The sequence below is a fragment of the Nocardia sp. NPDC005366 genome (genome assembly GCF_040606855.1).
Classification (GTDB): domain Bacteria; phylum Actinomycetota; class Actinomycetes; order Mycobacteriales; family Mycobacteriaceae; genus Nocardia.
This window is the reverse complement of sequence record NZ_JBEXFQ010000035.1, coordinates 62,185-84,502: the sequence shown is the minus strand read 5'-3', so window position 1 is coordinate 84,502 and position 22,318 is coordinate 62,185. Positions and strand designations below refer to the sequence as shown.

The 22,318-nt window shown below is 64.0% G+C and carries 24 protein-coding genes, 1 tRNA gene and 1 pseudogene; 12 read left to right on the top strand and 14 right to left on the bottom strand.

The window, feature by feature from the left end; genetic code table 11:
* Positions 1-91 precede the first annotated feature (91 nt).
* The 3 genes from ABZS43_RS30530 to ABZS43_RS30520 form a co-directional block, all read right to left on the bottom strand.
* Positions 92-1,738 (bottom strand): long-chain fatty acid--CoA ligase, encoded by a 1,647-nt coding sequence (locus tag ABZS43_RS30530; protein WP_355039440.1) that lies wholly within the window; start codon positions 1,736-1,738, stop codon positions 92-94.
* 72 nt (positions 1,739-1,810) lie between these two features.
* Positions 1,811-2,923, bottom strand: a complete 1,113-nt coding sequence (locus tag ABZS43_RS30525; protein ID WP_355039439.1) for a cation diffusion facilitator family transporter — start codon at positions 2,921-2,923, stop codon at positions 1,811-1,813.
* Positions 2,920-3,312, bottom strand: a complete 393-nt coding sequence (locus ABZS43_RS30520) for a metalloregulator ArsR/SmtB family transcription factor (RefSeq protein ID WP_355039438.1) — start codon at positions 3,310-3,312, stop codon at positions 2,920-2,922. Before ABZS43_RS30520 ends, ABZS43_RS30525 begins: the two co-directional genes overlap by 4 nt.
* A gap of 125 nt (positions 3,313-3,437) precedes the next feature.
* On the opposite strand from ABZS43_RS30520, the gene ABZS43_RS30515 reads away from it, so the two are divergent.
* The 4 genes from ABZS43_RS30515 to ABZS43_RS30500 all read left to right on the top strand — a co-directional run bounded on the left by ABZS43_RS30515 (position 3,438) and on the right by ABZS43_RS30500 (position 7,272).
* Positions 3,438-4,580: an acyl-CoA dehydrogenase family protein gene (locus tag ABZS43_RS30515; RefSeq protein WP_355039437.1), complete on the top strand. Its 1,143-nt coding sequence runs from the start codon at positions 3,438-3,440 to the stop codon at positions 4,578-4,580.
* Positions 4,581-4,711: 131 nt separating this feature from the next.
* Entirely contained in the window at positions 4,712-6,184 is a 1,473-nt protein-coding gene (locus tag ABZS43_RS30510) for an NAD(P)/FAD-dependent oxidoreductase (protein ID WP_355039436.1), read from the top strand.
* Positions 6,185-6,300: 116 nt separating this feature from the next.
* Positions 6,301-7,083, top strand: a complete 783-nt coding sequence (locus ABZS43_RS30505) for a DUF1542 domain-containing protein (RefSeq protein ID WP_355039435.1) — start codon at positions 6,301-6,303, stop codon at positions 7,081-7,083.
* Positions 7,084-7,199: 116 nt separating this feature from the next.
* Positions 7,200-7,272, top strand: a tRNA-Arg gene (locus ABZS43_RS30500).
* 15 nt (positions 7,273-7,287) lie between these two features.
* On the opposite strand, the gene ABZS43_RS30495 is transcribed toward ABZS43_RS30500, so the two are convergent.
* The 7 genes from ABZS43_RS30495 to ABZS43_RS30465 all read right to left on the bottom strand — a co-directional run bounded on the left by ABZS43_RS30495 (position 7,288) and on the right by ABZS43_RS30465 (position 12,724).
* A complete protein-coding gene (locus ABZS43_RS30495; RefSeq protein WP_355039434.1) occupies positions 7,288-8,499 on the bottom strand; it encodes a tyrosine-type recombinase/integrase in 1,212 nt (403 codons plus the stop codon).
* Between the two features lie 2 nt (positions 8,500-8,501).
* Positions 8,502-8,705 carry a DNA-binding protein gene (locus ABZS43_RS30490; protein WP_355039433.1) on the bottom strand — a complete coding sequence of 68 codons (204 nt, stop codon included), beginning with the start codon at positions 8,703-8,705 and terminating at the stop codon, positions 8,502-8,504.
* 11 nt (positions 8,706-8,716) lie between these two features.
* Entirely contained in the window at positions 8,717-9,592 is an 876-nt protein-coding gene (locus ABZS43_RS30485) for a helix-turn-helix transcriptional regulator (RefSeq protein WP_355039432.1), read from the bottom strand.
* On the bottom strand, positions 9,589-10,284 hold the full coding sequence (locus ABZS43_RS30480; RefSeq protein WP_355039431.1) for a hypothetical protein: 696 nt from the start codon (positions 10,282-10,284) through the stop codon (positions 9,589-9,591). Before ABZS43_RS30480 ends, ABZS43_RS30485 begins: the two co-directional genes overlap by 4 nt.
* The gene (locus ABZS43_RS30475; protein WP_355039430.1) at positions 10,281-11,306 is read right to left on the bottom strand and encodes a helix-turn-helix domain-containing protein; all 1,026 of its coding nucleotides are present in this window, start codon (positions 11,304-11,306) and stop codon (positions 10,281-10,283) included. The genes ABZS43_RS30480 and ABZS43_RS30475 overlap by 4 nt, the downstream gene beginning before the upstream one ends.
* 195 nt (positions 11,307-11,501) lie before the next feature.
* Positions 11,502-11,990, bottom strand: a complete 489-nt coding sequence (locus ABZS43_RS30470) for a hypothetical protein (RefSeq protein WP_355039429.1) — start codon at positions 11,988-11,990, stop codon at positions 11,502-11,504.
* On the bottom strand, positions 11,987-12,724 hold the full coding sequence (locus tag ABZS43_RS30465; protein ID WP_355039428.1) for an XRE family transcriptional regulator: 738 nt from the start codon (positions 12,722-12,724) through the stop codon (positions 11,987-11,989). Before ABZS43_RS30465 ends, ABZS43_RS30470 begins: the two co-directional genes overlap by 4 nt.
* Before the next feature lie 29 nt (positions 12,725-12,753).
* Here ABZS43_RS30465 and ABZS43_RS30460 point away from each other — a divergent pair, with 29 nt between their 5' ends.
* From ABZS43_RS30460 to ABZS43_RS30445, 4 genes are all read left to right on the top strand, one after another.
* Positions 12,754-13,050 carry a hypothetical protein gene (locus ABZS43_RS30460; protein ID WP_355039427.1) on the top strand — a complete coding sequence of 99 codons (297 nt, stop codon included), beginning with the start codon at positions 12,754-12,756 and terminating at the stop codon, positions 13,048-13,050.
* Between the two features lie 354 nt (positions 13,051-13,404).
* Complete coding sequence (locus ABZS43_RS30455) at positions 13,405-14,202, top strand: GntR family transcriptional regulator (RefSeq protein ID WP_355039426.1); 798 nt, start codon at positions 13,405-13,407, stop codon at positions 14,200-14,202.
* A complete protein-coding gene (locus ABZS43_RS30450; RefSeq protein ID WP_355039425.1) occupies positions 14,199-14,717 on the top strand; it encodes a GNAT family N-acetyltransferase in 519 nt (172 codons plus the stop codon). Before ABZS43_RS30455 ends, ABZS43_RS30450 begins: the two co-directional genes overlap by 4 nt.
* 1,564 nt (positions 14,718-16,281) lie before the next feature.
* Complete coding sequence (locus ABZS43_RS30445; protein WP_355039445.1) at positions 16,282-16,674, top strand: pentapeptide repeat-containing protein; 393 nt, start codon at positions 16,282-16,284, stop codon at positions 16,672-16,674.
* 799 nt (positions 16,675-17,473) lie between these two features.
* Here the strand turns inward: ABZS43_RS30445 and ABZS43_RS30440 are convergent.
* The 3 genes from ABZS43_RS30440 to ABZS43_RS30430 form a co-directional block, all read right to left on the bottom strand.
* Positions 17,474-18,619 (bottom strand): IS701 family transposase, encoded by a 1,146-nt coding sequence (locus ABZS43_RS30440; RefSeq protein WP_355039424.1) that lies wholly within the window; start codon positions 18,617-18,619, stop codon positions 17,474-17,476.
* A gap of 45 nt (positions 18,620-18,664) precedes the next feature.
* Positions 18,665-18,874 (bottom strand): hypothetical protein, encoded by a 210-nt coding sequence (locus tag ABZS43_RS30435; protein ID WP_355039423.1) that lies wholly within the window; start codon positions 18,872-18,874, stop codon positions 18,665-18,667.
* Positions 18,875-18,977: 103 nt separating this feature from the next.
* A complete protein-coding gene (locus ABZS43_RS30430) occupies positions 18,978-19,343 on the bottom strand; it encodes a hypothetical protein (protein WP_355039422.1) in 366 nt (121 codons plus the stop codon).
* 180 nt (positions 19,344-19,523) lie between these two features.
* On the opposite strand from ABZS43_RS30430, the gene ABZS43_RS30425 reads away from it, so the two are divergent.
* Entirely contained in the window at positions 19,524-19,775 is a 252-nt protein-coding gene (locus tag ABZS43_RS30425; RefSeq protein WP_355039421.1) for a hypothetical protein, read from the top strand.
* 13 nt (positions 19,776-19,788) lie between these two features.
* On the opposite strand, the pseudogene ABZS43_RS30420 reads toward ABZS43_RS30425, so the two are convergent.
* Positions 19,789-20,063: pseudogene (locus tag ABZS43_RS30420) on the bottom strand (transposase); the annotation flags it as partial.
* 348 nt (positions 20,064-20,411) lie between these two features.
* Here ABZS43_RS30420 and ABZS43_RS30415 point away from each other — a divergent pair.
* The 3 genes from ABZS43_RS30415 to ABZS43_RS30405 are packed head-to-tail and all read left to right on the top strand — an operon-like array spanning position 20,412 to position 22,317.
* Entirely contained in the window at positions 20,412-20,747 is a 336-nt protein-coding gene (locus tag ABZS43_RS30415) for a WXG100 family type VII secretion target (protein ID WP_355039420.1), read from the top strand.
* Positions 20,744-21,034, top strand: coding sequence for a WXG100 family type VII secretion target (locus ABZS43_RS30410; RefSeq protein WP_355039419.1), 291 nt, complete (start codon positions 20,744-20,746; stop codon positions 21,032-21,034). Before ABZS43_RS30415 ends, ABZS43_RS30410 begins: the two co-directional genes overlap by 4 nt.
* 8 nt (positions 21,035-21,042) lie before the next feature.
* Positions 21,043-22,317: a hypothetical protein gene (locus ABZS43_RS30405; protein ID WP_355039418.1), complete on the top strand. Its 1,275-nt coding sequence runs from the start codon at positions 21,043-21,045 to the stop codon at positions 22,315-22,317.
* Position 22,318: the final 1 nt, after the last annotated feature.

Sequence of the window (22,318 nt, the reverse complement as noted above, 5' to 3'; positions counted from 1 at the left end):
CCCTGTCTTACACTCTATCGCTTTTGGTCGTTTGGGCGTTCTTTTTGCGCGTCGCGCCGAACGGCCACCCTCCGCCTCGCGGATTCGGTTGTCAGCTCAGCGTCGTGACCGTGAGATCGCCGTCGGCGTACTGGGCCCGCAACCGCTTCTTGTCGAATTTGCCGACACTGGTCTTGGGTACCTCCGCGATGAACGTCCAGCGTTCCGGCAGTTGCCATTTGGCGAATTTGTCGGACAGGAACTCGCGCAGTTCGGCGGCCTGTTCCTCCCCCGGCTCCGCGCCGTCCTTCAGGACGATCGCGACCAGCGGGCGCTCGTCCCACTTCTCGTCGGGCACACCGATGACCGCGGCCTCGGCGACCGCGGGATGACCCATCACGACGTTCTCCAGATCCACCGAGGAAATCCATTCGCCACCGGATTTGATGACGTCCTTGGATCGGTCGACCAGCGTCAGATAGCCGTTCGGGGTGATCTTGCCGACGTCACCGGTGCGCAGCCAGCCGTCGTCGAACTTGTCCGGATCGATCGTCGCGCCATCCGGCGAATAGTAGGAGCCGGTGATCCACGGGCCGCGAACCTCCAACTCGCCCAGTGACTCTCCATCGTTGGGGACCACCTGACCGTCGTCGCCGACCAGGCGCGCCTGCACGGTGGCGGGGAATCGGCCCTGGGTGTAGCGGTAGGCCCATGCCTCATCGCCGGTCGCACCCGACGGCGGGTGCGCCACACTGCCGAGCGGCGAGGTCTCGGTCATCCCCCAGGCGTGCAGAATGCGAACGCCGTGGCGCTCCTGGAAGGCCCGCATCATCGACGGCGGCACCGCGGAACCGCCGACCACCACGGTGCGCAGATGGCTGATGTCCTGCGGCGCGGCCTCCAGTCCCGCGAGCACGCCGCCCCAGATGGTCGGCACCGCCGCGGCGAAGGTCGGCTTCTCCGATGCCATCATCTCCAGCAGCGGACCCGGCTGCAGGAAACGGTCGGGCATCAGCACATTCGCGCCCGACATCAGGGCCGCGTAGGGCAGGCCCCAGGCATTCGCGTGGAACAGCGGGACGATGGCGAGCACATTGTCCGCCTCGGTGAAGCCCATGCTGTTGGGCGAGATCACCTGCATGGCGTGCAGCCAGTTGGACCGGTGCGAATACACCACGCCCTTGGGGTGGCCCGTGGTGCCGGAGGTGTAACACATGGCCGCCGCGGACCGTTCGTCGATCACCGGGTAGTCGTAGGTATCCGGCTGTGCGGCAAGGAGTTCGGAATAGGAGTGCACCTGCACGCCTTCGGGCGCCTGCAGTGCGGCGGCATCGCCGTTGGCGACGATGACGTGGCGCACCGTCTTCAGATCCGGCAGGTACTGCGCGAACATGGGCACCAGCGTGCCGTCGACGATGACCACCTGATCCTCGGCGTGATTGGCCACGAAGACCAACTGCTCGGGGAACAGCCGGATATTGAGCGCGTGCAGCACCGCCCCCATGGCGGGGGCGGCGATATAGGCGACCATATGCTCGTTGTTGTTCCACATGAAGGTGCCGACCCGATCGCCGACGCCGATGCCGAGCTCACGCAACGCGTTCGCCAGACGGGCCGCCTCCGCGCCGAGTTCGCGGTAGGTCATGGTGCGCACGCCGGTCCCCGTCCAGGTGGACACCGTGCTCTCGCCCTGGAATGTCGAAGCGTATTTCAGGAGCGTCGCCAGCGATAACGGCTCGTCCTGCATGGTGCTCAGCATGGGAACTCCTTCATCCTCGGTGGCCGACATGAGCCACGTCACATCGAGGATGATGCTACCCAGAGGTAGCAATCACCCAGCGGCCGAACCCGAATTATCCCAATCACGAAGTTTCGGTTCACCGGTGTGGGCCGGGTAGGCGTGGACAACGGCGGTATCCAACCTCGGCACGACATGGGTGAGCGTGTGCTCGGCGTCGTGCGCGAGGGCATGCGCGTCGGCGAGGGTGATGGCCGAGTCGATATCCAATTCCACGTCGGCGTGCAGGCGGTGACCGATCCAGCGCATCCGCAGGCTGCGGACGCCGAGGACACCGGATTCGCCGATCAGCGCGGCTTCGGCCGCGGTGACCAGGTCGGGTTCGACCCCGTCCATCAGACGCCGGAACACATCGCGCGCGGCGACTCTCAGCACCGCCAGGATGGCGACGGTGATGAGCAGGCCGACGAGCGGATCGGCGAGCGGGAATCCGAGCGCGACCCCGCCCGCGCCGAGAAGGACCGCGAGCGAGGTGAACCCGTCGGTTCTGGCGTGCAGTCCGTCGGCGACCAGCGCCGCCGACCCGATCCGTCGTCCGACCCCGATCCGATACAGCGCGACCGTCTCGTTCCCCATGAACCCGATCAGTCCGGCCACGGCCACCACGCCCAGATGCTGGATCGGCACCGGGTCGATCAGTCTGCGCACCGCCTCGTAACCCGCGATCAGCGCCGACAGCGCGATCATGCCGACCACGAACAGACCGGCCAGATCCTCGGCCCTGCCGAAACCATAGGTATAGCGACGGGTCGCGGCGCGTCGCCCGAGCGCGAACGCGATCCACAGCGGCACGGCGGTGAGCGCGTCGGAGAAGTTGTGGATCGTATCCGCGGCCAGCGCCACCGAACCCGAGATCACCACAACGACGGCCTGGAGGAGCGCGGTGAATCCGAGCACCGCGAGACTGATCTTCACCGCCCTGATCCCGATCGTGCCCGCCTCTAGCGCATCGTCCACTTTGTCGGCGGGATCGTGGGAATGCGGGGCGAAGATCTCGCGCAGGATGCCGCGTAGGCCGCCCGGATGATCGTGGCCATGATGATCGTGGCCGTGGCCGTGATGATCGTGGCCGTGGCCGTGATGATCGTGCGCGTGCCCACCCACGTGCGAATCGTCGCGCCCGAGGGAATTCTTCCGATGACTCATTCCGCCACCTCGCGATCCCCGACCGGCACCGCGCGCAGGTCGGCCCCGCGATGGTGCGCGGGCACGCCAGGCCCGGCGTGTTCGGCATTGTGCACCGCGTCCACCACGAGCCGCAGGATGTGCACGTTCTCCAGGCTGTAGTAGATGGTCGTGCCCGCGCGGCGGGGACGGACGAGGCGTGCCATCCGCAATTTCGCCAGATGCTGCGAGACGGACGGCGCGGGCTTGCCTACTTCCCCGGCGAGATCGTTGACCGAGAGTTCGCGATCGACCAGCGCCCACAGAATCCGCACCCGAGTCGGGTCGGCGAGCATCCGGAACACCTCGACGACCAGCCCCACCTGGTCTTCCTCCAGCGGAGTCCGGATTACTCCATTATCTGCATTCATACGCAGATAATAGACCACGGACGCCGCGACCCCCAGCCTCGGGCGGCTCGCAGAAAACAGTGAGTTAATCCTCACTAACTGGGGCCGCCCTACCGTCCGCGCTGGACAACCGGTAGAACAGGGGAATGCCAGTTGATCGGATGCTGCCGACAGAGGAGTCCAGGGATCTCATCGAGTTGACCCGCGATATCGCCGACAAGGTGCTCGAACCGCGAGTTGTCGACAGTGAGAAGACCGGCGCCTTCCCGGAGGGTGTCTTTCCCGCGCTCGGCGCGGCCGGACTGCTGAGCCTGCCGTATCCGGAGGAGTTCGGCGGGGGCGGCCAACCCTACGAGGTCTACCTCCAAGTGCTCGAGGAGTTGGCGAGCAGGTGGGCCGCGGTCGCGGTGGCGGTGAGCGTGCACAGCCTGTCCTGCCACCCACTGTTCGCCTTCGGCACCGAAGACCAGCAGGGCCGCTGGCTCGGCGACATGCTCTCGGGCGAAACCATCGGCGCCTACAGCCTTTCCGAGCCGCATGCCGGATCCGACGCCGCCGCGCTGCGCTGCCGGGCCACGAAAGTCGACGGCGGATACCGGATCACCGGTTCCAAGGCGTGGATCACCAATGGCGGGCGCGCCGATTTCTACACACTGTTCGCGCGCACCGGCGAGGGCTCGAAGGGCATCTCCTGTTTCCTGGTCCCGAAGGACACCGAGGGCCTGAGCTTCGGCAAACCCGAGGAGAAGATGGGCCTGCGCGGCATCCCCACCACCACCGCCGCCTACGACGACGTCTTCCTCCCCGCCGAACGCCTGATCGGCGCCGAAGGCCAGGGCCTGACGATCGCCTTCAGCGCCCTGGATTCGGGCAGGCTCGGCATCGCGGCGGTCGCGACGGGCCTGGCCCAGCGCGCCCTCGATGACGCGGTCGCCTACGCCAAGGAGCGGGAGGCGTTCGGCCGCAACATCATCGACCACCAAGGCCTCGGTTTCCTACTCGCCGATATGGCCGCCGCCGTGGATTCCGCCCGCGCGACCTACCTCGACGCCGCCCGCAGGCGCGACGCCGGACTGCCCTACTCCCGTCAGGCCAGCGTCGCCAAACTGATCGCCACCGACGCCGCGATGAAGGTCACCACCGACGCCGTGCAGGTTTTCGGCGGCTACGGCTACACCCAGGACTTCCCCGTCGAGCGCTATATGCGCGAGGCCAAGGTCATGCAGATCTTCGAGGGCACCAACCAGATCCAGCGCCTTGTCATCGCCAGGGGACTCGCCGCGCACTGAGCCGAGCAACTGCCGTGGCCGCGTCCTGATCCACGGCAGCCCGCTCGCGCCCGGCGAGGAATGGCCGAAAATATTGATTTGATGTCCGCCGTTCTCTCGGTGACGCAGGTCGGCGGATTTAGGCTGGAACCATGACAGAGCCGTCCATCATCATCATCGGCGCCGGATTCGGCGGACTCGGCATAGCACTCGAGCTGCGGCGAGCCGGCCTACACAACTTCACCATTCTGGAGAAGGCCGCCGATCTCGGTGGCGTGTGGCGCGACAACACCTATCCCGGCGCCGCCTGCGACGTGCCGTCACCGCTGTACTCGTATTCGTACGAGCCGAAATCCGATTGGCCCCGGCGGTTCTCCGAGCAGGCCGATATCCACGCGTATATGCGTGATGTCGCCGAAAAGCACGACCTGACGAGTTTCATCCGCTTCGGCACCGAGGTGACCGACGCCGAATTCGACGAGCAGACCGGTCGATGGAGTATCACCACCGGCGACGGCGCCACCCTCACCGCCGACATCTTCATTCCCGCGGTAGGCCAGCTCTCACGGCCCGCCATGCCGAATCTGCCCGGTATCGACACCTTCCGAGGCGTGGCCTTTCATTCCGCCGAATGGAACCACGACGTCGACCTCACCGGTAAGCGGGTGGCCTGCATCGGCACCGGAGCCAGTGCGGTCCAATATGTTCCGCGTATCCAGCCGAAGGTCGACCACCTCACACTGTTCCAGCGGTCGGCGGCCTGGGTGCTGCCGAAATTCGACACCGAATACAGCGCGGCCCACAAGAAGCTGTTCAAATACGTGCCGCCCGCCCGACTGGCCGAACGCTTCGCGATCTGGTCCTTCTTCGAAGTGCTGGCGCTGGCACTGACCGATATTCCCGCGATGAAGGCCCCCGTCGTCGCCATCGCCGATCGGCACCGCGCCAAACAGGTCCCCGACCCCGAACTCCGGGCGAAACTCACCCCCGACTACGCCCCCGGCTGCAAACGCGGACTGTTCTCCAACGAATACTTCCCCGCCCTCGCCCAGCCGAACGTCACCGTCGAGACCACCGGCATCGAGGCCGTGACCCCGACCGGTATCCGCACCGTCGACGGCGTGGAACACCCGGTCGACGTGATCATCTACGGCACCGGTTTCAAGGGCACCGAATTCCTGGCGCCGATGAATATCTACGGCATCGGAGGACGCAAACTCGCCGACGTCTGGGGTGATGAAGGCGCCCGCGCCTACCTCGGCCTCTCGGTGCCGAACTTCCCGAATATGTTCATGATGTACGGACCGAATACCAATGTCGGCTCCGGTTCCATCGTCTACATGCTCGAATCCCAGGCCCGCTACATCCGCCAGGTGGTGCAATACCTGTCCCACCGCCCCGGCCACTTCCTCGCCGCCCGCGCGGACGTCGAGCAGAAGTGGGACGACTGGTTGCAGGAGCGACTGAAGGACACCCCGTGGAACTTCTGCTCCAGCTGGTATCGCAATGCCGCGGGCCGCATCACCAACAATTGGCCCGGCGCGACCGTGCTCTACCGATGGAAGACCAAGACTTTCGATCCGGCGGACTACGTCGAGGGCAAGGGGGAACGCGCCCTGCGCTGATCCCCGTATAGCGCAGCCCGGCTGACCCGTTCGGTGCCTCAGGACGACTCAGCCGGGTCTCAGCAAGTCGCCAGTAAACTCGATGGTATTCGAATCCGTCGACGGAAGGCGCGGCGATGACCTGGCTGCTCGTACTCCTCGCGGCCGTGGTCGTCGTCGCCCTTTTCGTGGCGGTCTCCGGCCAGTCCACACAGCGCGCCGCGACCGAACTCGCGGATGCCCTGGCCGACGCGCGCCAGGTCAACGAACGGCTCGGCGGCCAGATCTACAACCTGACCGGCCGCGACGAGGCGTCCCGGCAGGCACTGGTCGACGCCTCCGAGCGCCACCTCGCCGCCGGATCGCAACTCGACCAGGCCCGCAGCCCCACCCAAGCCCGCCTGGCCAGGCACACCGCGATCGAGGGCCTCTATTACATTCGCGCCGCCAGGACCGCGATGGGTATGGACCCCGGTCCCGCGATACCGGAACTCGAAGGTCGGGCCGCGGCGGGAAGCGTCAGCGAAGAACGGGCGATCGATTTCGGCGGACGTCGAATCACCGCTTCCCCCAAGCCATCTCATGCCACACCCAACTACTACCCCGGTGGCCGGGTGGCCGGACGTCCCGTTCCCTCGGGGTGGTATTCCGAACCCTGGTGGCGGTCCGCGCTCGTAGGCGGGGCGTGGGGCATCGGGTCCGCCCTGCTGTTCACCTCTCTGTTCTCCGGGATGTCCGGTGTGGGTTACGGGGCACAGGGTTTCGAGAGCGGGTACGGCGAGGGGTACCAGGACGGGCTGGACGCGGGCGGTTCCGATCAGGGTGGTTACGACTCCGGTGGAGACTGGGGCGGAGATTCCGGTGGCGATTGGGGTGGCGGCGGGTTCGACGGCGGAGGGTTCGACGGCGGAGGGTTCTGACACCGCTGGTCACGGCCACCGGGGACACCATCGTCCCCTCCCGTCACGCCACTCACCCCACACGATGCGGTCCCTTGCGGCTGCACCCGGTAGACTGCGGTCGTCCCACCAGACCAGCCTTCGTAGCTCAGGGGATAGAGCACCGCTCTCCTAAAGCGGGTGTCGCAGGTTCGAATCCTGCCGAGGGCACAATATTATTGCAGGTCAGAGACCGTTTTCTGACTGGCCTTCCGGGTCCGATTCGCTCTCGGTACGCAGAGAGTACGCAGTAGCAAAACTCGTCCGTGCTGAATCCAGCCGCGCGGCGACTTCATCGAGGTCGTCATCGAACAGATCCGAGTAGACATCGAGCGTCGTGCTCGGCTTGTCGTGACCGAGCATCCGCTGCACCGCCAGGACCGACGCGTGCTGCGACACGGCCAACGACGCCGCGGTGTGCCGCATCTCGTGCGGGGTGAGCCCGTCGAGACCGGCGTCGACGGCTGCCTGGTCCCACCAATTCCGCCGCATGTTCCGTACGCGCAGAACCGCACCGCGGGACGACGTGAACACTTCTTGATCGAGATCGCGACCGGCGACATGGTCCGCCAGCGGCTTGGCGAGGAACGCCGGGAAGGGCACGCTGCGCCGCTGATGGTCCTTCGGTGCCTTCGTCACGAGGACACCGTCGACCTCGGTGATAGTGCGCTCGATCTGAAACCGCCGCCGCATGGCGTGCACGCCGGACACCTGCAAGCCCGCCAGTTCGGCGAATCGCAACCCGCAGTACGCGAGAACCATAACGGTCAGCCAGTTGTCACCCGCGCACTGTGCCAGCTGCTCGACTTCTACACCGGAGAGGTAGCGGCGTGACGCGAGGCGCTGTTTCGGCCGCTTCACCGTCGCACACGGGTTGACCGCGATACGACGCGAGACGACCGCGTAGTCGCAGATCTGCGACAGCACACCGAGGTTCTTTCTGACCGTGCCACCGGCCATTCCGAGAGCGACTTGGTCGGCAACCCAATCTTGAATCAACTCGTGCGTCAGGTCCGATAGCCGTGTCTGGCCCCATGTCGGCTTGATGTGCTTACGGACGATCGAGGTGTACCGGGCGTGGGTCGACTTCTCCCACGCCGGGTTTCCGTCCAGCCAGGCTGCGGCCACAACCTCGACGACGACACGTCCGGCCGATGGTGCGGCGTGCACCCCAGTAACGACAGCGGCTGTCTGGCCGTCGAGCCAATGCTGTGCGTCTGCCTTCTTCGCGAAACGCTTGGTGTGCTCGCTACCGGTGCCGTCGATGTAGCGTGCGCGCCAGCGCATTCCTTTGCTGTGGAGTTTGGTCGGAACGCGCCGGACGGTGCCGTCCTGGTCGCGTTCTTCTTTGGTCCAGAGGTCTTCTACTCCGGCCCGGCGGTTCCGTCGTGCGGGCATGGTTACGCGGCTCCTCCGGTGCGGGTGGCGGCTTCCTGTTCGGCGATCCAGGCTTCGATCACGCTCAGGCGCCACACGCGACGGCGGCCGAGTTTGAAGCTGGCCGGGCCGGAGCCGATGTGTGCCCAGTACCGCCAGGTGGCGGCGGGGATGCCGGTGAGTTCTTCGCAGTCGGTGGCTTGCAGGTAGCGATCGGTGGTGCTCATGACAGGTGACCTCAGTTCTCGGAGTCGGTGTAGGGCGCGGCGGCGGTGATGGTGCGGGTGATGCTCGATGGAGACAGCCCGACTTCTTCGGCGATGCGGGAGCGGGTCCAGCCCTGTTCGTGGCGCAGTCGCAGGATGGTGGCGACCTTGCCGCGGTCGCGGCGCCCGTTCGGGTCGGCGGCGCATACGCGGGTGGCGATGTTGTCCCACCGGTCACCCAGCGCCACCGTGGGTGTTTCGATGGTCGGTTCGGGGTGGTCGGTGCGGACCGAGACCGCGTGTACCGGTTCGGGTTCCGGGTCGTTGTCGAGTTCGGTTTCCTCGGTGACGCTCACCGACGCTTCGGTAGTGCGCGTTGAGGTGTCGGGGGTGCGCATGGTTGCGCTGGTGTGGTGTTCGCGGGCGATCATGTGCGCCAACGCCGCACCCATACCGAGAACCACAACAGGAAGACAGGCCACCCCGACCGTCACCGGCCACGGCGCCGCGACGATCTCGGCGGCTTCCATGAGGTGGTAGGCGACCTGGCCGACCGCGCCGAGGCCGAGGCTTCCGAACGCCGACCATTTGGCGTAGGCCCGTGTTCGGTCGGAGTGGATGCGTCCGGAGAGCCAGACGTAGAGGGCGTAGGAGGCGTAGGTTTCCATGCCGATCGGCAGCGTGATGGCGGTATTGACGCTGAATCCGTCCGCGATTCCGGGCAGCGGGTGGACGGGTCCGAATCCGGTCAACTCTCCGAGTCCGACCCAGCCGGACCAGATCGCGACGAACGCCGGAAGCGCCAACAGGAGTACCGGCCAGGTGCGGACCGGTTTCACCGCGGTCGGCGCGCTGACCGGAGCGTGACGCGCTTCGGTGGCGTTGGGAGTGTGCAGGGTGGTGGTCATGCCGCGCCTGCCTTTCCGGTGGTGGGGTCGGTGAGGTCTTCGAGTTGGACCGCGTCGAGCATCAGATCGGAGGGGACGGCGCGTGCGGCGGTGCGGATTGCGACGGGGGTGTGCAAGCCTGTGCACACGTAGAGAAGGCGTGTGCACCCGTCGAGTTCGGCGCGCTGCGCCGCGCGGGTCAGCGAGGTGACGACGTCGGTGGGGCTGGCGTTGGCGTCGAGGGTGTCGATCTTGACCGCCCACCGTCCGTGCCCGCCGGTCCGGACTAAACGGCCGTCGTAGGGGTATCGGCGGAGGGGGCCGTCGTCGTCGCCGCGGCGGTAGAGCACGCGTAGGTCGCGTTCGGAGTTCCAGTCGTCGAAATCGGTTGCACCGAGAGCGATGCGGATTTGGGTAGCGATGCGTCCGTAAGCGCACCAGGCGCGCGACGGTGTCCAGTCCGGCAATCGACGCCCGTAGATCTCGGCGACGCCTTTCGGGGTCGGGACCGTCCACTTCAGTCCGGAGGACACCGTTTTCGCGGGCAGGACCAGGTCGGCGCGACGCAGCCGGGTCAGGGTGGCCGACGCGTGAGTACGGGTCGTACCGAGTAGTGCGGTGAGCAGGTCGGCTTGGATGGCACGCTGCTGCACGATCGCGGCCAGGGCGCGCATATCGCGGGGAGTCAACGCGAGCGGTTCGGTGTGGGTCATGGCAGTTCCTTCCGGGAAGTCGTGGGAGTGAGCGGCCCGCTGTCCGCGCTGCGGCTGGTGCGGATGGCGTGGCGGTGAGTGGTGAAACTGGCCCAATCGCGGTCGAAGTCACGCAGGACCAGCTGCATATCGAGTTCGGCCAATTGCGGTGGGAGGCGGTTGACGGCCGCGAGGACGGTGTCGGCTACTTCGCGGGTGCGGAACAGGTAGAGCAGGCCGATCAGTTGGGCGTCGCGGGCGGTCCAGATCGCGCCCCGTAACGCTTTGTCCATGTTGGAAGGGCTTTTGCTGGACAGTTCGACCTCGACCGCCCACCACCCGTAGGTGCCGTCCACGACACCGTGGAACCGGCCGTCGTGGATATGACCGATCGACCCTGTCCGGCGCCCGCGACGATCACGGGCCTCGATCTCGGCGTCGTGGCGGAGACGGCGTTCGGAGATCCACGCGTCGAGGTCGGTACCGGCCAACATCACCCGGGCTTGTGCGACGGCCCGGTAGTGGCCGGCGTCCTTCGGCGGTGGCGACCACGTCGTGGCCGGCACCCACCCGAGATGAGTCGCCGCGGTCGAGCTGGTCGGCACCACCCACTTCGGGCCGGGGGGCTGATCGAACAACGCCCGCACCACACCGGCCTTACGCAGTTGCTTGGCCAGCTCGTACACATGCGGCAGATCCATGTTCAGGAACAAGGCCAGGACATCGAGCTGGAGCCCATACATATCCACTGCCAGCCCGGCCGCGAGATTCATCCGCGCGGTCGGGCGAAGCTGCGCGTTCGAAGCGAACATGCGTTGAACCGTGCTGCGCGGCAACCCGATCCGTCGCGCGATCTCGCTCTGTGAATGCCCATCCGAGTGCAGTGCGACTGCTTCGCCGAGAACGTTGTCGATCTCGCGCGCGGTGAGCCCGAGCGTCGCGCGGATCTGCTGATAGGTCGCGCCGAGTTCACGGAGTTCCCGGATGCGTTGGTCACGTTCGGCCGGACGATCAGCCCGGGAAATCCCCTTCTTGTGGTTCATCAGGAGTCGACCTCCTTTCTGCTGGAGAAGCGTGGAAAGCGTTGCACTGCAATGACACCGACTCCGGATGTCTCACCGCGACCTCGCGAATGTCTGACTTGATCCAGGTATGTCCGAGGTTGATGCCCAGCGGTCGGCGCCACGAGCACGGCGGCCGTCGCGGTAACGAAACGAAACTGGTTACGGCCGCCCGTTTCATCGGCTGCGTTCGATGCCGTGCCCGCGGCTGTAGGAGCGGTAGTGCTCGGGGTGGATATCGGCTTCTTTGAGCGGGGAGTGTGCGTCGACCCAGGACATCAAGGCCCGCATCCGCGCGGCCTTCTCGTCTTGGCCGCCGTGCTCGGTCGGGCGGGGTTTGGCCGGTGGTTTGGTCAGGGTGTTGATACGGTTCGCGCTGGGCTGCCGTCTGGCGGTGCGTCGCGGACCGGTCGCGAAGAGTTCTTCGACCTTGACCTGCGGGAACATCGCTTCCAGCACTCGGCAATGTCCCGGGTAGGGGAGGTCTTTCATGTCCCCGGACAGCCACCGGTAGAACTGGGCCTTTTTCGGCGCCCGCCCGATCATGTCGGGTTCGTGCTCGGCCGCGACCTTCTCGTACTCGCGGGTGAACACACTGTGTGTCTGCATATGCCGTGACCGCAGCATCGCTTTCAGCACCGTGCCGTCACCGAGACGGCGGGTCATCGCGACCGCTCCACACCACGACCGCGGCTGTAGGAGCGGTACCGGTCCGGCTCCTGCGCCTGCTGCGGGTGGATGTCGGCTTCTTTGATCGGCGCGGTCGAGGCCGCGTAATCGGCCAACGCCCGCGTGCGAGCCGCGGCGCGTTCGCGGCGATCGGTGACGGCGCTGGCGGTGGGCAGGCCCAGTCGGGCGCGTTGTTCGTCGGCGCGGATGCGGATCTGCTGTTCGGCCCACCGATCCCACACACCGACCGGGTCGTTTCCGGTCAACCGCTCGTGCAGTGCCCGGGCGGGTTCGGGCCACAGTTCGGCTTCGGGGATCTGGACCAGCTGCGCGACCTCGGCCCGGTGCCGTGCGTGGGGTAGACGGCCTTTCACGATCCATCGCTCGACGCTTTTCGGGTTGAGGTTCAGTTGTTCGGCCAACCGGTCCGGGGTCAGGTCGGCCCGGTAGATCGCGTCTCGTAACACCTCGTTGGCGTCCGGGGAGCGGTGGCGTTCACGGCGAGTCTGGTTGGGCCACAACTGTTCCACGTCGACTCCGACCGCTTTGCCGACCGCGTGCCGGTGGACCGGGTACGGCGGGCGCCCGGTGCTGATCCACCGTTCGACCGTTTTCGGGTCGACCCCGACCGACTTGGCCAGTTCGGCCGGACCCATCCCGGCCTCGGTCATCGCCTGCCACAACCGATGATTGGCCCGGGACTGCCCACCCGGGGCAGAGGCGGCGCTCATCGCGACCGCTCCACACCACGACCGCGGCTGTGCGAGCGGTTCCGGTCGGGTTCGCGCTGCGGGTGGATGTCGCGTTCCTTGATCGGGGAGTGCGCGTCGACCCAGGACATCAACTCGCGCATCCGTTCTTGCCGGGCGCGTCCCGTCCCCGGGGTTTGCTGGCGGGTTTGCGTGGTCTCGCGATCTCGCCGCGCCTGGAGTTCGTCGAGATCCTGACTCGCCGCAAGGTGCACCGCGTCGGCGTCACGCCGAGCCTGGACACGTTCGTCGCGGTCGGGGTGAGCGGTGTGCCATTTCCGTTCGACGGCATCGATCGCGGCCTGTGACCTGGGGCGGGCGGGTATCGACCACCATGCCGACTTCTCGAACGCGGTATTCGCTCCCAGTCCGTGCCAGCGAGGAGCCTGGTCGGATCGTTCTACACTGGACATGCTTCTTGGACTCCCATCCATACGAGGCAATGACCGAAGCGAGCTGTAATCGCTCGGTCTCTGAACTCCCCCGTCTTGCAAGGGCGGGGGAGTTCGTATTTCACTCCGGCTCAAACTCGTTGTGTGAGTGTTGGTTTCCGTTGACTTGAGTCGGGGTTCTTTACTGGCTTAAGCCAGTGATGACACTGTACGACTGGCTCGAGCCAGTGTCAATAACTGGCTTAAGCCAGGTTGGGTAGACTTCGCACTATGACCGATAACCGCTTCCCCGATCCCGCTTCCACGCCCGGCCCAGTCGCAAGCCGAAGGGTCGCGGCCGAGCTGCGCGCAGCCATACAGTCGGGAGCTCTAAGCCCTGGCGACAAGCTCCCATCGGAACGAGAACTCGCCGAAACACACCAGGTGGCGCGGAACACTGCGCGCGAGGCCATACGCCAGCTCTCAGAAGCCGGTCTGGTGAGCGCCCAACACGGAAAGGGCGTCTTCGTTCGCTCGAAACCCCGACTCATGAGGTTCGGACAGCAGAGGTATTCAAAAAAGCTCCGCGACCAGACGGGGGTGTCGCCCTTTCAGGCCGAGGTGACAGCCCAAAACAGGGTGCCGAACGCAATCCTCACCCAAATTGGGCGTGTTGTGCCCCCAACGGACGTGGCCGAACGACTGGACGTAGACCCCGACAGCGAAAGCGTTGTGCGACGCGAGAACTGGTATTTCGCAGATGCTGAGCCGATGCAGATCGGGACGACTTACATACCATGGACAATTGCCGAAGGTTCGGTTCTGGCCTTGAGTGATGATCTCGGAAAGGGAGATCTGTACGCGCGATTTGAAGACAAGGGTCACTCGATAACATCAACTCGCGAGGAAGTGACGGCGCGGATGCCGACACCGGAAGAGGTCCGCAATCTGATGCTGCCAGCGGGTGTACCAGTTATCGTCGTTCTACATACCGGCATCGATCAGAACGGCAAGCCGTTCGAAGTGACCGAATTTGTCATGCGCAGTGACTACATGGGCCTCGACTACACGATGCCTGTCGACCAATGAGTGCCGTTTCAGTTCGCCCTCGAGTCAGCGACGACGTTCCGGAACTTGCTCAGGTGTTGATTCGGGTCCACGCTCGGGACCGCTATCCAGTCGAAGGGGTCGCGCGCGCTGAAGACTGGGTCGCTCCGGACCGCGAACTCGCCGCCTGGACCGCACTGCACGAAGGCCAGCCCATCGGACACGTGTCGGTCACGCAGGCAGACCCCGATAGCGAAGTCGCCATCCTGTGGCAGCAACACACCGAAGGAGCGATCGAGCGGCTGGCCATACCCGTGCGACTGTTCGTTGATCCCGATCATCGCAACACCGGCGTAGGCCGGATGCTGCTCGCAGCTGTCGGCCAGTACGCCTCGCGGCGCAATCTGGCGATAGCTTTCGATGTGATGCTGAAGGATCGGGACGCGATCCGCCTGTATGAGGATCTGGGGTGCCGACGGATCGGCGAAGTCGTCCATCAGCACAGCGGAGGAGAGACGGAGCCAGCCGCGGTATACCTCGCGCCAAACAGCCAGTAGGACAGACTCCAAGCAGCGGCCGGTCCAGCGAGGACCGGCCGCAGTTGCGTTCGAGCGGTTCCGACCTGCTCGTAGTCTGCTCGTACTCTGCCCGTAGTAGCGACCCCCCGCCTTTTGCCCGATTCTGTCCCTTCAGAAGGTCTTTGACCTGCGCCTTCGGCGCAGCGCCTCTGCCTGCCCCCGTCCCGATTCTCTAACGCTTCGCTGTTTTTAGAGAATCGGGACGGGGGCAGGCAGAGGCGAGAAGTGGTTACGTGAGCAAGAAAGGAACGGAAGAGAGAGACCAGAAGGGAAGGGATCACCATAAGAGGGAGGGTTGAGAGCGTGTCGCGGAGGGGTGCGAAAGTTGCGTCTAGGGAACGCGGGTTGAGAGGGCGGTGGAGTCGATCGAGGCGTGCGCGGGAGTGCGTGGTTGGGGATGGGCCACAAGTGGAGAGCCGAGGGACGGTCGGTGATGAATTGGCACGTATGCATCAAAGTGGTTGAGGGCCTTTTGCATCAATACGGATTGATGCATAGGCGTCGAACTAGTTGATGGCTACGCATCAACAATGTTGACGCTTAGCCATCAATTCTGGGTAGGGTTTTCGATGAGTTGTTTTGCGGGGACAGTGGTCATGGCGATCGAGCAGACGTGGGCGGCGATCCCGCGCAGCAGTCGCCGCCCTTTCCTCTTCCCCTGTGTCGAACCGCCGGGTTCGTAATGGCGGAGTTGGGTCCGAATGGTCTCGCGCGGTTTAGGTTTCCAGGTCTAGGAGCTCGCATCCGCTGGGGAAGCGAACCCAACCTCTACGACCGCCTCCTCGGCCTCGCAACCACCCTCGTCTGCTGGCGACGACCCGCCAACAGACCCTGACAGGTGTTCATAGAGGGGCATGATGATCAGGTGACCGCAGCCTCATCACCCCGGCGTCGTCGCGTTGCCAACGCCGGGACACATCTCCGTCGGGCCAGACCGGCACCTCGCCGACCGTTACGTCCAGCACGCCGGTTGCAACCGCTTGGAAAGCGCGCTTCCCGAGTAACCAGCCTGACTGCGCCGAGAAGGCGGCGACTCCGAAGAGTTGCAAAACGTGGGCAATCTGTTTTTACGTGGGATGGGTGGTTGAAATTAGGCTCGATCGCGACAGCGATTGGGATCGTGGCTGGCCTTTGGTTCACGACCAACTCCCTACAAGCTACATATAAACAGTTCGGCGTCGCCGAAAGGACTGAGTTCACCAATAGGTTCGCCAAGGCCATTGAGCAAATTGGTAGCGGAAACCTCGACGTAAGGCTCGGGGGCATATATTTACTGGAACGGTTGGCGCGCGACTCTACAGCAGACCGCTCGACGGTGTTTTCGGTGCTGGGGGCTTACGTAAGGACTCATTCTCCGGCTGTTGAAGAATGCGGAACACAATCGCCCCCAACTCTTGCCGTCGATATACAAACGATTCTAGATGTAGTCGGAAGAAGGGAAGGCGGCAATGCATCCGATCGAATAGATTTGTCGGATACTTGCCTTGTCGGAGCGCGGCTTTCGAAACTTCAGTTTTCCTCTGTCGACCTGTCGCGATCAAAAATGCGAGACGTCGTTGCCGACGGCGCTATACTCGAGAATGCGGTCCTAGAAGGAGCGGACTTGCGCGGAGCAAATCTAAGCCACATAAGAGCCCAGGGGGCAATTTTCGGCAATGCCGATCTATCCAATGCCTACATGGATGACTCAGATCTTCGAAGAACTGTTTTTCATAGCGGAACACTGTCGCATGCTTCGCTAATTCAGACTAATCTAGCTCATGCAAGCATGGCATATATGGATTTGTCGGGAACGATTTACACCAGAATGACCGGAGATTCACCATTTGCTGCCGATAGCGAAATCGGGCCTACGATGGAGTGTAATCATCGCGATAAGCAGACCCAATGGCCACCACCGCTTCCATCTTGGAACCACCAGAATTGCGATAATTGACACCAGGCGGTTCTCCTGTCGCCGGTGATGGGTACGCAGAGAGTACGCAGCACTGTCGTGCATCACCTTCACTCACCAACCGCGCAAACGACGAAAGGGCTGGTGAGGCTCACGCCGTCAACAGCCCCAACGTCGCCAGGACAGGCAAACCGGACACAGATCGCTCTCCTAAAGCGGGTGTCGCAGGTTCGAATCCTGCCGAGGGCACAAACCTGCGACAGCGTTTCCGCAGGTCAACAGATTTTTTCCGGACAATGCCCGAATAGCGGGATTGAGAAAACCCCAGGTCAGAAGCGGTTCTTGTAGGGCAGATCGAACATGGGAACGCGCACCGAGCGAATGTGACCGTGCGCGCCGACCGAGGCGAGCACGTCACACCCGCCCCCTTTCGATTAGGGACGCCCCGCTTCACTAAACTTGTTGCAAAACAACAACATTCAGTGGCGGCTGGTTCTACGCTCTCAACCGCCCGACACGTCACCGCCACCGTTCACCCGCTCAGCGGCATTATGGTGCGTTCGTCGTGGCCTACGACAAACGGTTGGAGGACTGCAGCCCCCTGTCGACCGGAACCCGCGGTGGCCAAGTGTCGCCGCGGGTTCCGCCGCGCGGTGTGGCGGTTAATACTGCAACGCCACTCAGGTGAGTGGGTGGCCTCGGCGTTTGTAGTGTGATAGTCGTGCTTGGTGTTGTCGGCGCCGCCGCCAGTGTGACCATGCCCAGATGTGGTCGGCGTGGTGGTGGGGAGTGAGGACGAACGCGATGAGCAGGCGTCGGATTTCCGGTAGCGTGAGCGCGATCATGTCCTCGACTGCGGGGTCGGTTCCCCTTTTGAGGCAATGGTTTTCGATGCCGCGAGCCAGGCCAGGGCGAGCATGGACAAGGTGATGTGGGCGTACCAGGCTCGCCAGGAACGGACCTGGTAGTGGTCGAGGCCGGCTTCGTTCTTGGCTTGTTGGAAGCATTCCTCGATGTGCCAGCGTGAGCCGGCGGTCCAGGCCAGGTCCACCAGTCGTGATCGTGCCGGGCCGTAACACACATAGTAGGAGATCTCGAATTCTCCTTTGCTGTTGGGAGTTCGGGAACGTCGGGCCAGCAGCCAGTGGCCCCGGCCACTGTTCCAGCGCCCGTCGATCGGTTTGCGGGCCCAGTCGAATTCACGGGGCCCGTGTGCGCCCGCGCCGACCGAGAGCCGCTGCCACGCCCTCGTGGGCAGTTCCGCGATCAGCGTGTCCGCGCGGTCGGTCCGTTCGGCGCGGGTGGCGAACCGGTCGTCACGGCGGGTGGCCATCACATGGAACACGTCGTGGGCTTGGAGCCAGTCCCGCAGATATCCCGCCTGGCCGTAGGCTTCATCAGCGGTGAACCAGGTAAACGGGACTTTCGCTGCCAGGGTCCGTTCCAGCATGGCGATCACCTGCCGCGGTTTGGTCGCGAACTCGACCTCGTCGGGAACATCAGCGGCCCGGCAGCGATCACGATCGAGGGTCCAGGACTCGGGCAGATACAGTTCCCGATCGATCAGGCCGTGACCGCGTGCGGAGGCATAAGCCAGGAAGACCCCGATCTGGCAGTTCTCGGTGCGCCCGGCGGTGCCGGAATACTGGCGTTGCACCCCAGCCGATTTCACGCCCTTCTTCAGGAACCCGGTCTCATCGGCGATCAACACCGCCTCGGGATCACCGAGGTGTTCGACCACGTAATCACGCACCTCGTCACGAACGCCGTCGATGTCCCAGTCGGCTTTACGCAGTAGCCGCTGCATCCCGTTCGGACACACCTCACCAGCCCGTTCGGCCAAAGTCCAGCCGTTCTTCCGTTCCAGGCCCGCGACCAGACCCGATACGTACTCCCGCGCACGAGCTCGAGGCTCGGAACGACAGAACCGACCCCCGATCCGCGCCATCAAAGAATCGAGTTCGGCCACCAGCCGATCCAACATCACCCGACAGGTCTACCAGCACCGATTCATGCGAGTGACGTTGCAGTATTAAGGGCAGACGGGCCGCCAGAGGGTGCCGCAGCCGTAGTTGGGGAACAGGAGCTGGAATATCGAGCCGACCACATCGGCCGAGCCGGTCGAGAGATCGATGTCGGCGGCCGCGGGCTCGCTCGGAGCCTGCGCGTGGGCGGGGGCGGCGCCGATCAGCACCGCGGCGGCGAGCGCGGCGCCCGCGATGAGTTTGATACCTCTGTTCACGTGTAATCCGTTCTCTTACAAGCGATTTTGAAGCTCAAGTGGCCTCGGGTAAGGGATCGGCGGGCGAGTCCCTTTTGTTACGAACGATCTCGCGGTACTCGGATCAGTCGCGATAGATCCGGACGTAGGCGTTGGTGACGGTGCCGATGCTCATGGGGCCAAGGCAGGATGCCGAGCCCCCGCCGGACGGGCTGAAGGAACCGCTCCAGCTGCCTCGGTAGGGGCCGACGGTGACCAACGGGAACGCATACGGCACAGGCGCCAGGCCGAAGCACTCGACGACCAAGTTGTACTCCCGGCCCGCGGGCGCGTCGACGTCGTGACAGGCCGCCGTCGCGCTGACGAGGTCCCGGGTGACGGCGCAGTCCTCGGGCGCGGCGTTCGCGGTGCCGACCCCGAACACCGCGACGCATCCAAGGACCGACGCCGCGGCGACCGTGATTCGAGTGGCGGCGACTGTTCTGCTCATGAACATCCTCCTAGAGTTGACATCCAGATCGAGCGTGGTCACAGGGTTGTTAACACAGGCTGGGCACTGTCACTTCACCGGCGGAAACCCGTTCGCAAACATAGTTCCCGACCGTCGCGGACCAGGAGGTTCTCCAGATACACTGCGCCGCTGAAAAATTCAGCTAGGTATGCGATACCGATGCTGCTGGAGGCAGTCCAACGACTACAGGGCAACCCCGACGCTCCACTGATGGTCACGACAGGACGTTTCTTCGTCGCACTTCCCGGCGGCGGCATGGCCGCCATCTCGGAGATACCGGTCCCCGCCGGTGTTGCCGCACAACGAATGTACAAAGTCGACGGCGGCGGGCTCCTCATCGAGAACGCCAACGGCCTGCAATGGTCCACCGACCCCGGACAAGAAACCACCCTCGAAGACACCGGCTCATAGCGCGAAGCATGTCCACGGCCCGGCGCTTGGCCGCTGGGCTCAGAATTTTCCCCGAGCGATCTCCCGCAGCGCGTCCTTCTCCAGCTCGGCATCCGCGAGCAGCCGCTTCAACCGGGCATTCTGCTCCCGCAGCTCCTTGAGTTCCTTCGCTGCGTCGGTGTCCACACCGCCGTACTGGCGGCGCCAGTTGTACAACGTCGCCGTCGACACCCCGATCTCTGCGGCTACCTCTTCACCGGTCTTACCGGCGGCGGTCAGCTCGTCGGCACGGCGCAGCTTCCGCACGATGTCCTCCGCGGAATGCCGCTTAGGGTCCTGCCATGTCCCTCAGTGTCCCTTCTCGGCCCTCACCAGGCCAAACAGGACTCGAATACCGAGCGGTCTCATTCATCGGGGACCGGTCACGGCCCACCCCACCCAAAATGCCGACCATCTTCTACATCAACGAACCCCAACCCCAAATCAACTGATCAGCACTGTCTCACTTGACTTGACACATACCGGAGCCCCGCGACAGAAGATTGATCGACTCTGACAACGTCGTACACGAACGGGACGGCTGCGTTGTGCGCCGACCGCCTGTCTGGATGCTGGCGCGGGCCGGTGACTGCCGAAGGGCGCGAGTAACATTGCGGCGTGAGTAGTTCTGGGGGGATACCGAATCCAAGTCAGGGGCTTTCTGTCGTACCTGACGAAGTCGTTGAACTCGGCCAGCACATGTCGGACTTGGTTCAAGCGCTGAAGTCGGCTCTCGATATCGCTACCCGGGAGGTGGACGGCCTAGCTGGCAGCTGGACCGGAACAGCTGCGGACACGTTCGGCCAGGGGTGGAGCACGGTCCACGAAGACGGGACTCGATTGCTGAACTCGCTTGCTGATCTGGCCAGTTCGCTCGGCGTGGCAGCAGGTAGTTACCAGCACCAGGATGGCACGTCCGCTGTGAACCTCGGCTCGATGAGTCTGGATCTATGAGCAGCCGTTTCACCGTCGATGTCGATCAACTCGAGCAAGTCGCAACCCAGTTGAGCGGACTGGCCGGGTTCATCGAGGATCAGCTCGATGGGCTCGACAGCAGAGTCGCCGCGATTCTTTCGACAAACTGGAACGGCGTCGCCGCAGGAGCATTCGGCGATGCGCATTCTCGATGGGCGACCCAGGCAGCACAATTCGTCGCCAGTATCCGTACTGCGAGCAGTACGGCGCAACAAGCTCGGGATCGCTACGTCGCGGCCGCTGACCTCAACCGCCAAATGTCATAGGGTCGGGTATGGGGTGGGACATCGATGCCAAGGATTATGAGCGGGCGGCCAAAGAGTGTCACGATCTTGCGACGACGGTACTCGTCCGAGTCGGTGCGCTGCACAAGGAACTGACCGGATCGTGCACTGGAATGGCCGGTGACTACTCCACCACGCAGCAGTGGATTGCGGCGTATGAATCCGCTACCGCGCAGTGGGTCTCGACGGGCACCCTGTTGGCGGATGCGCTGACGAGATATGGCGATGTGCTCGCGGCCATGGCGTACAACTGGGATATCTCGAATCAGACTCTGCCGCATCCCGATCGTCCGGTTCATTCTGCATCAAGTGGCAGCCCCTACAAGGAATCACACACTGCCAAGGGGTCGAATGGTGCAGGGATAGATATCAAGGGCGTTGGTCTATCGAAAGTCGAGCCGATCCCCAACGGCGATACCGATAAACTACGGAGAGCTAAAGATCGAGCCTGGCTCGCACACGCTCTGCATCCTGATCTGGCTGAAGCCGGAGATCGGATCAAACGGATCGGCTACAACTTCGACCATTCCACCGACGTCAACGTCGACGACATCAGAAAACGGTTGAGAACAATCCAGGATGCGGCTATCAGCATCGCGGATGCCTCGAAGATCATCGAGTTCTCCGTCGGCGACTACCTCGACACTATGGAGACGTTACGCACCTCGATCAAAGAACGCCTGGAAGAGAAGATTTCGAGCGTGACGGTCACGATCGACCTGACCATGGTGGTGGTCAAGTGTGCCGCACCGATCTTCAGCAAGGATCTCGAGGATCCGGTGTATATGACAGTGACAACCAGCAGATTCTCGGTTGTGGTGAGCAGTCTGCCATTCGCCAAATTGCCCCCTCTCGACTTCCATGCTTCGCAGTTGCGCGATATCATCGCGCTGCCCATAGTATTGATGGAGGAAGGCTCTGGCACCGGCGACCAGCCCGGGAGCGAAAATAATATCCCCGCACCGGTCTTGACGACTGCTAGCGAGAAATACGTGCGAGACAAACACTATCCGGGTGGCCCGCTGAATACTGATCGGAAGAGTACCTTCTACGCTACCGAGGATCCTTACGCGCTCGTGGACGCTGCGAAGAACAGCCCGCCGATCGATCAGGGCGACGGCACCTATCGGCGGGAAGTTACAGTGCCCGGCCGATACATCGGAAACGAGTCGAACATGCGGGGTGGCGCAGCAACACAACGGTATATCGTCGTTCACGACCGGTTCGGTGCGGTAATCACGATGCACCCCGCAGGAGACGAGTAGG

Bases quoted from the DNA above. Each gene is read 5' to 3' on its own strand.
- ABZS43_RS30525 (WP_355039439.1), bottom strand. From the start codon at position 2,923: ATGAGTCATCGGAAGAATTCCCTCGGGCGCGACGATTCGCACGTGGGT.
- ABZS43_RS30480 (WP_355039431.1), bottom strand. From the start codon at position 10,284: ATGACCCACACCGAACCGCTCGCGTTGACTCCCCGCGATATGCGCGCC.
- ABZS43_RS30490 (WP_355039433.1), bottom strand. From the start codon at position 8,705: ATGAGCACCACCGATCGCTACCTGCAAGCCACCGACTGCGAAGAACTC.
- ABZS43_RS30410 (WP_355039419.1), top strand. From the start codon at position 20,744: ATGAGCAGCCGTTTCACCGTCGATGTCGATCAACTCGAGCAAGTCGCA.
- ABZS43_RS30465 (WP_355039428.1), bottom strand. From the start codon at position 12,724: ATGAGCGCCGCCTCTGCCCCGGGTGGGCAGTCCCGGGCCAATCATCGG.
- ABZS43_RS30405 (WP_355039418.1), top strand. From the start codon at position 21,043: ATGGGGTGGGACATCGATGCCAAGGATTATGAGCGGGCGGCCAAAGAG.
- ABZS43_RS30510 (WP_355039436.1), top strand. From the start codon at position 4,712: ATGACAGAGCCGTCCATCATCATCATCGGCGCCGGATTCGGCGGACTC.
- ABZS43_RS30470 (WP_355039429.1), bottom strand. From the start codon at position 11,990: ATGACCCGCCGTCTCGGTGACGGCACGGTGCTGAAAGCGATGCTGCGG.
- ABZS43_RS30475 (WP_355039430.1), bottom strand. From the start codon at position 11,306: ATGAACCACAAGAAGGGGATTTCCCGGGCTGATCGTCCGGCCGAACGT.
- ABZS43_RS30445 (WP_355039445.1), top strand. From the start codon at position 16,282: ATGCGAGACGTCGTTGCCGACGGCGCTATACTCGAGAATGCGGTCCTA.
- ABZS43_RS30530 (WP_355039440.1), bottom strand. From the start codon at position 1,738: ATGCTGAGCACCATGCAGGACGAGCCGTTATCGCTGGCGACGCTCCTG.
- ABZS43_RS30425 (WP_355039421.1), top strand. From the start codon at position 19,524: ATGCTGCTGGAGGCAGTCCAACGACTACAGGGCAACCCCGACGCTCCA.
- ABZS43_RS30455 (WP_355039426.1), top strand. From the start codon at position 13,405: ATGACCGATAACCGCTTCCCCGATCCCGCTTCCACGCCCGGCCCAGTC.
- ABZS43_RS30505 (WP_355039435.1), top strand. From the start codon at position 6,301: ATGACCTGGCTGCTCGTACTCCTCGCGGCCGTGGTCGTCGTCGCCCTT.
- ABZS43_RS30430 (WP_355039422.1), bottom strand. From the start codon at position 19,343: ATGAGCAGAACAGTCGCCGCCACTCGAATCACGGTCGCCGCGGCGTCG.
- ABZS43_RS30495 (WP_355039434.1), bottom strand. From the start codon at position 8,499: ATGCCCGCACGACGGAACCGCCGGGCCGGAGTAGAAGACCTCTGGACC.
- ABZS43_RS30520 (WP_355039438.1), bottom strand. From the start codon at position 3,312: ATGAATGCAGATAATGGAGTAATCCGGACTCCGCTGGAGGAAGACCAG.
- ABZS43_RS30485 (WP_355039432.1), bottom strand. From the start codon at position 9,592: ATGACCACCACCCTGCACACTCCCAACGCCACCGAAGCGCGTCACGCT.
- ABZS43_RS30515 (WP_355039437.1), top strand. From the start codon at position 3,438: ATGCCAGTTGATCGGATGCTGCCGACAGAGGAGTCCAGGGATCTCATC.
- ABZS43_RS30450 (WP_355039425.1), top strand. From the start codon at position 14,199: ATGAGTGCCGTTTCAGTTCGCCCTCGAGTCAGCGACGACGTTCCGGAA.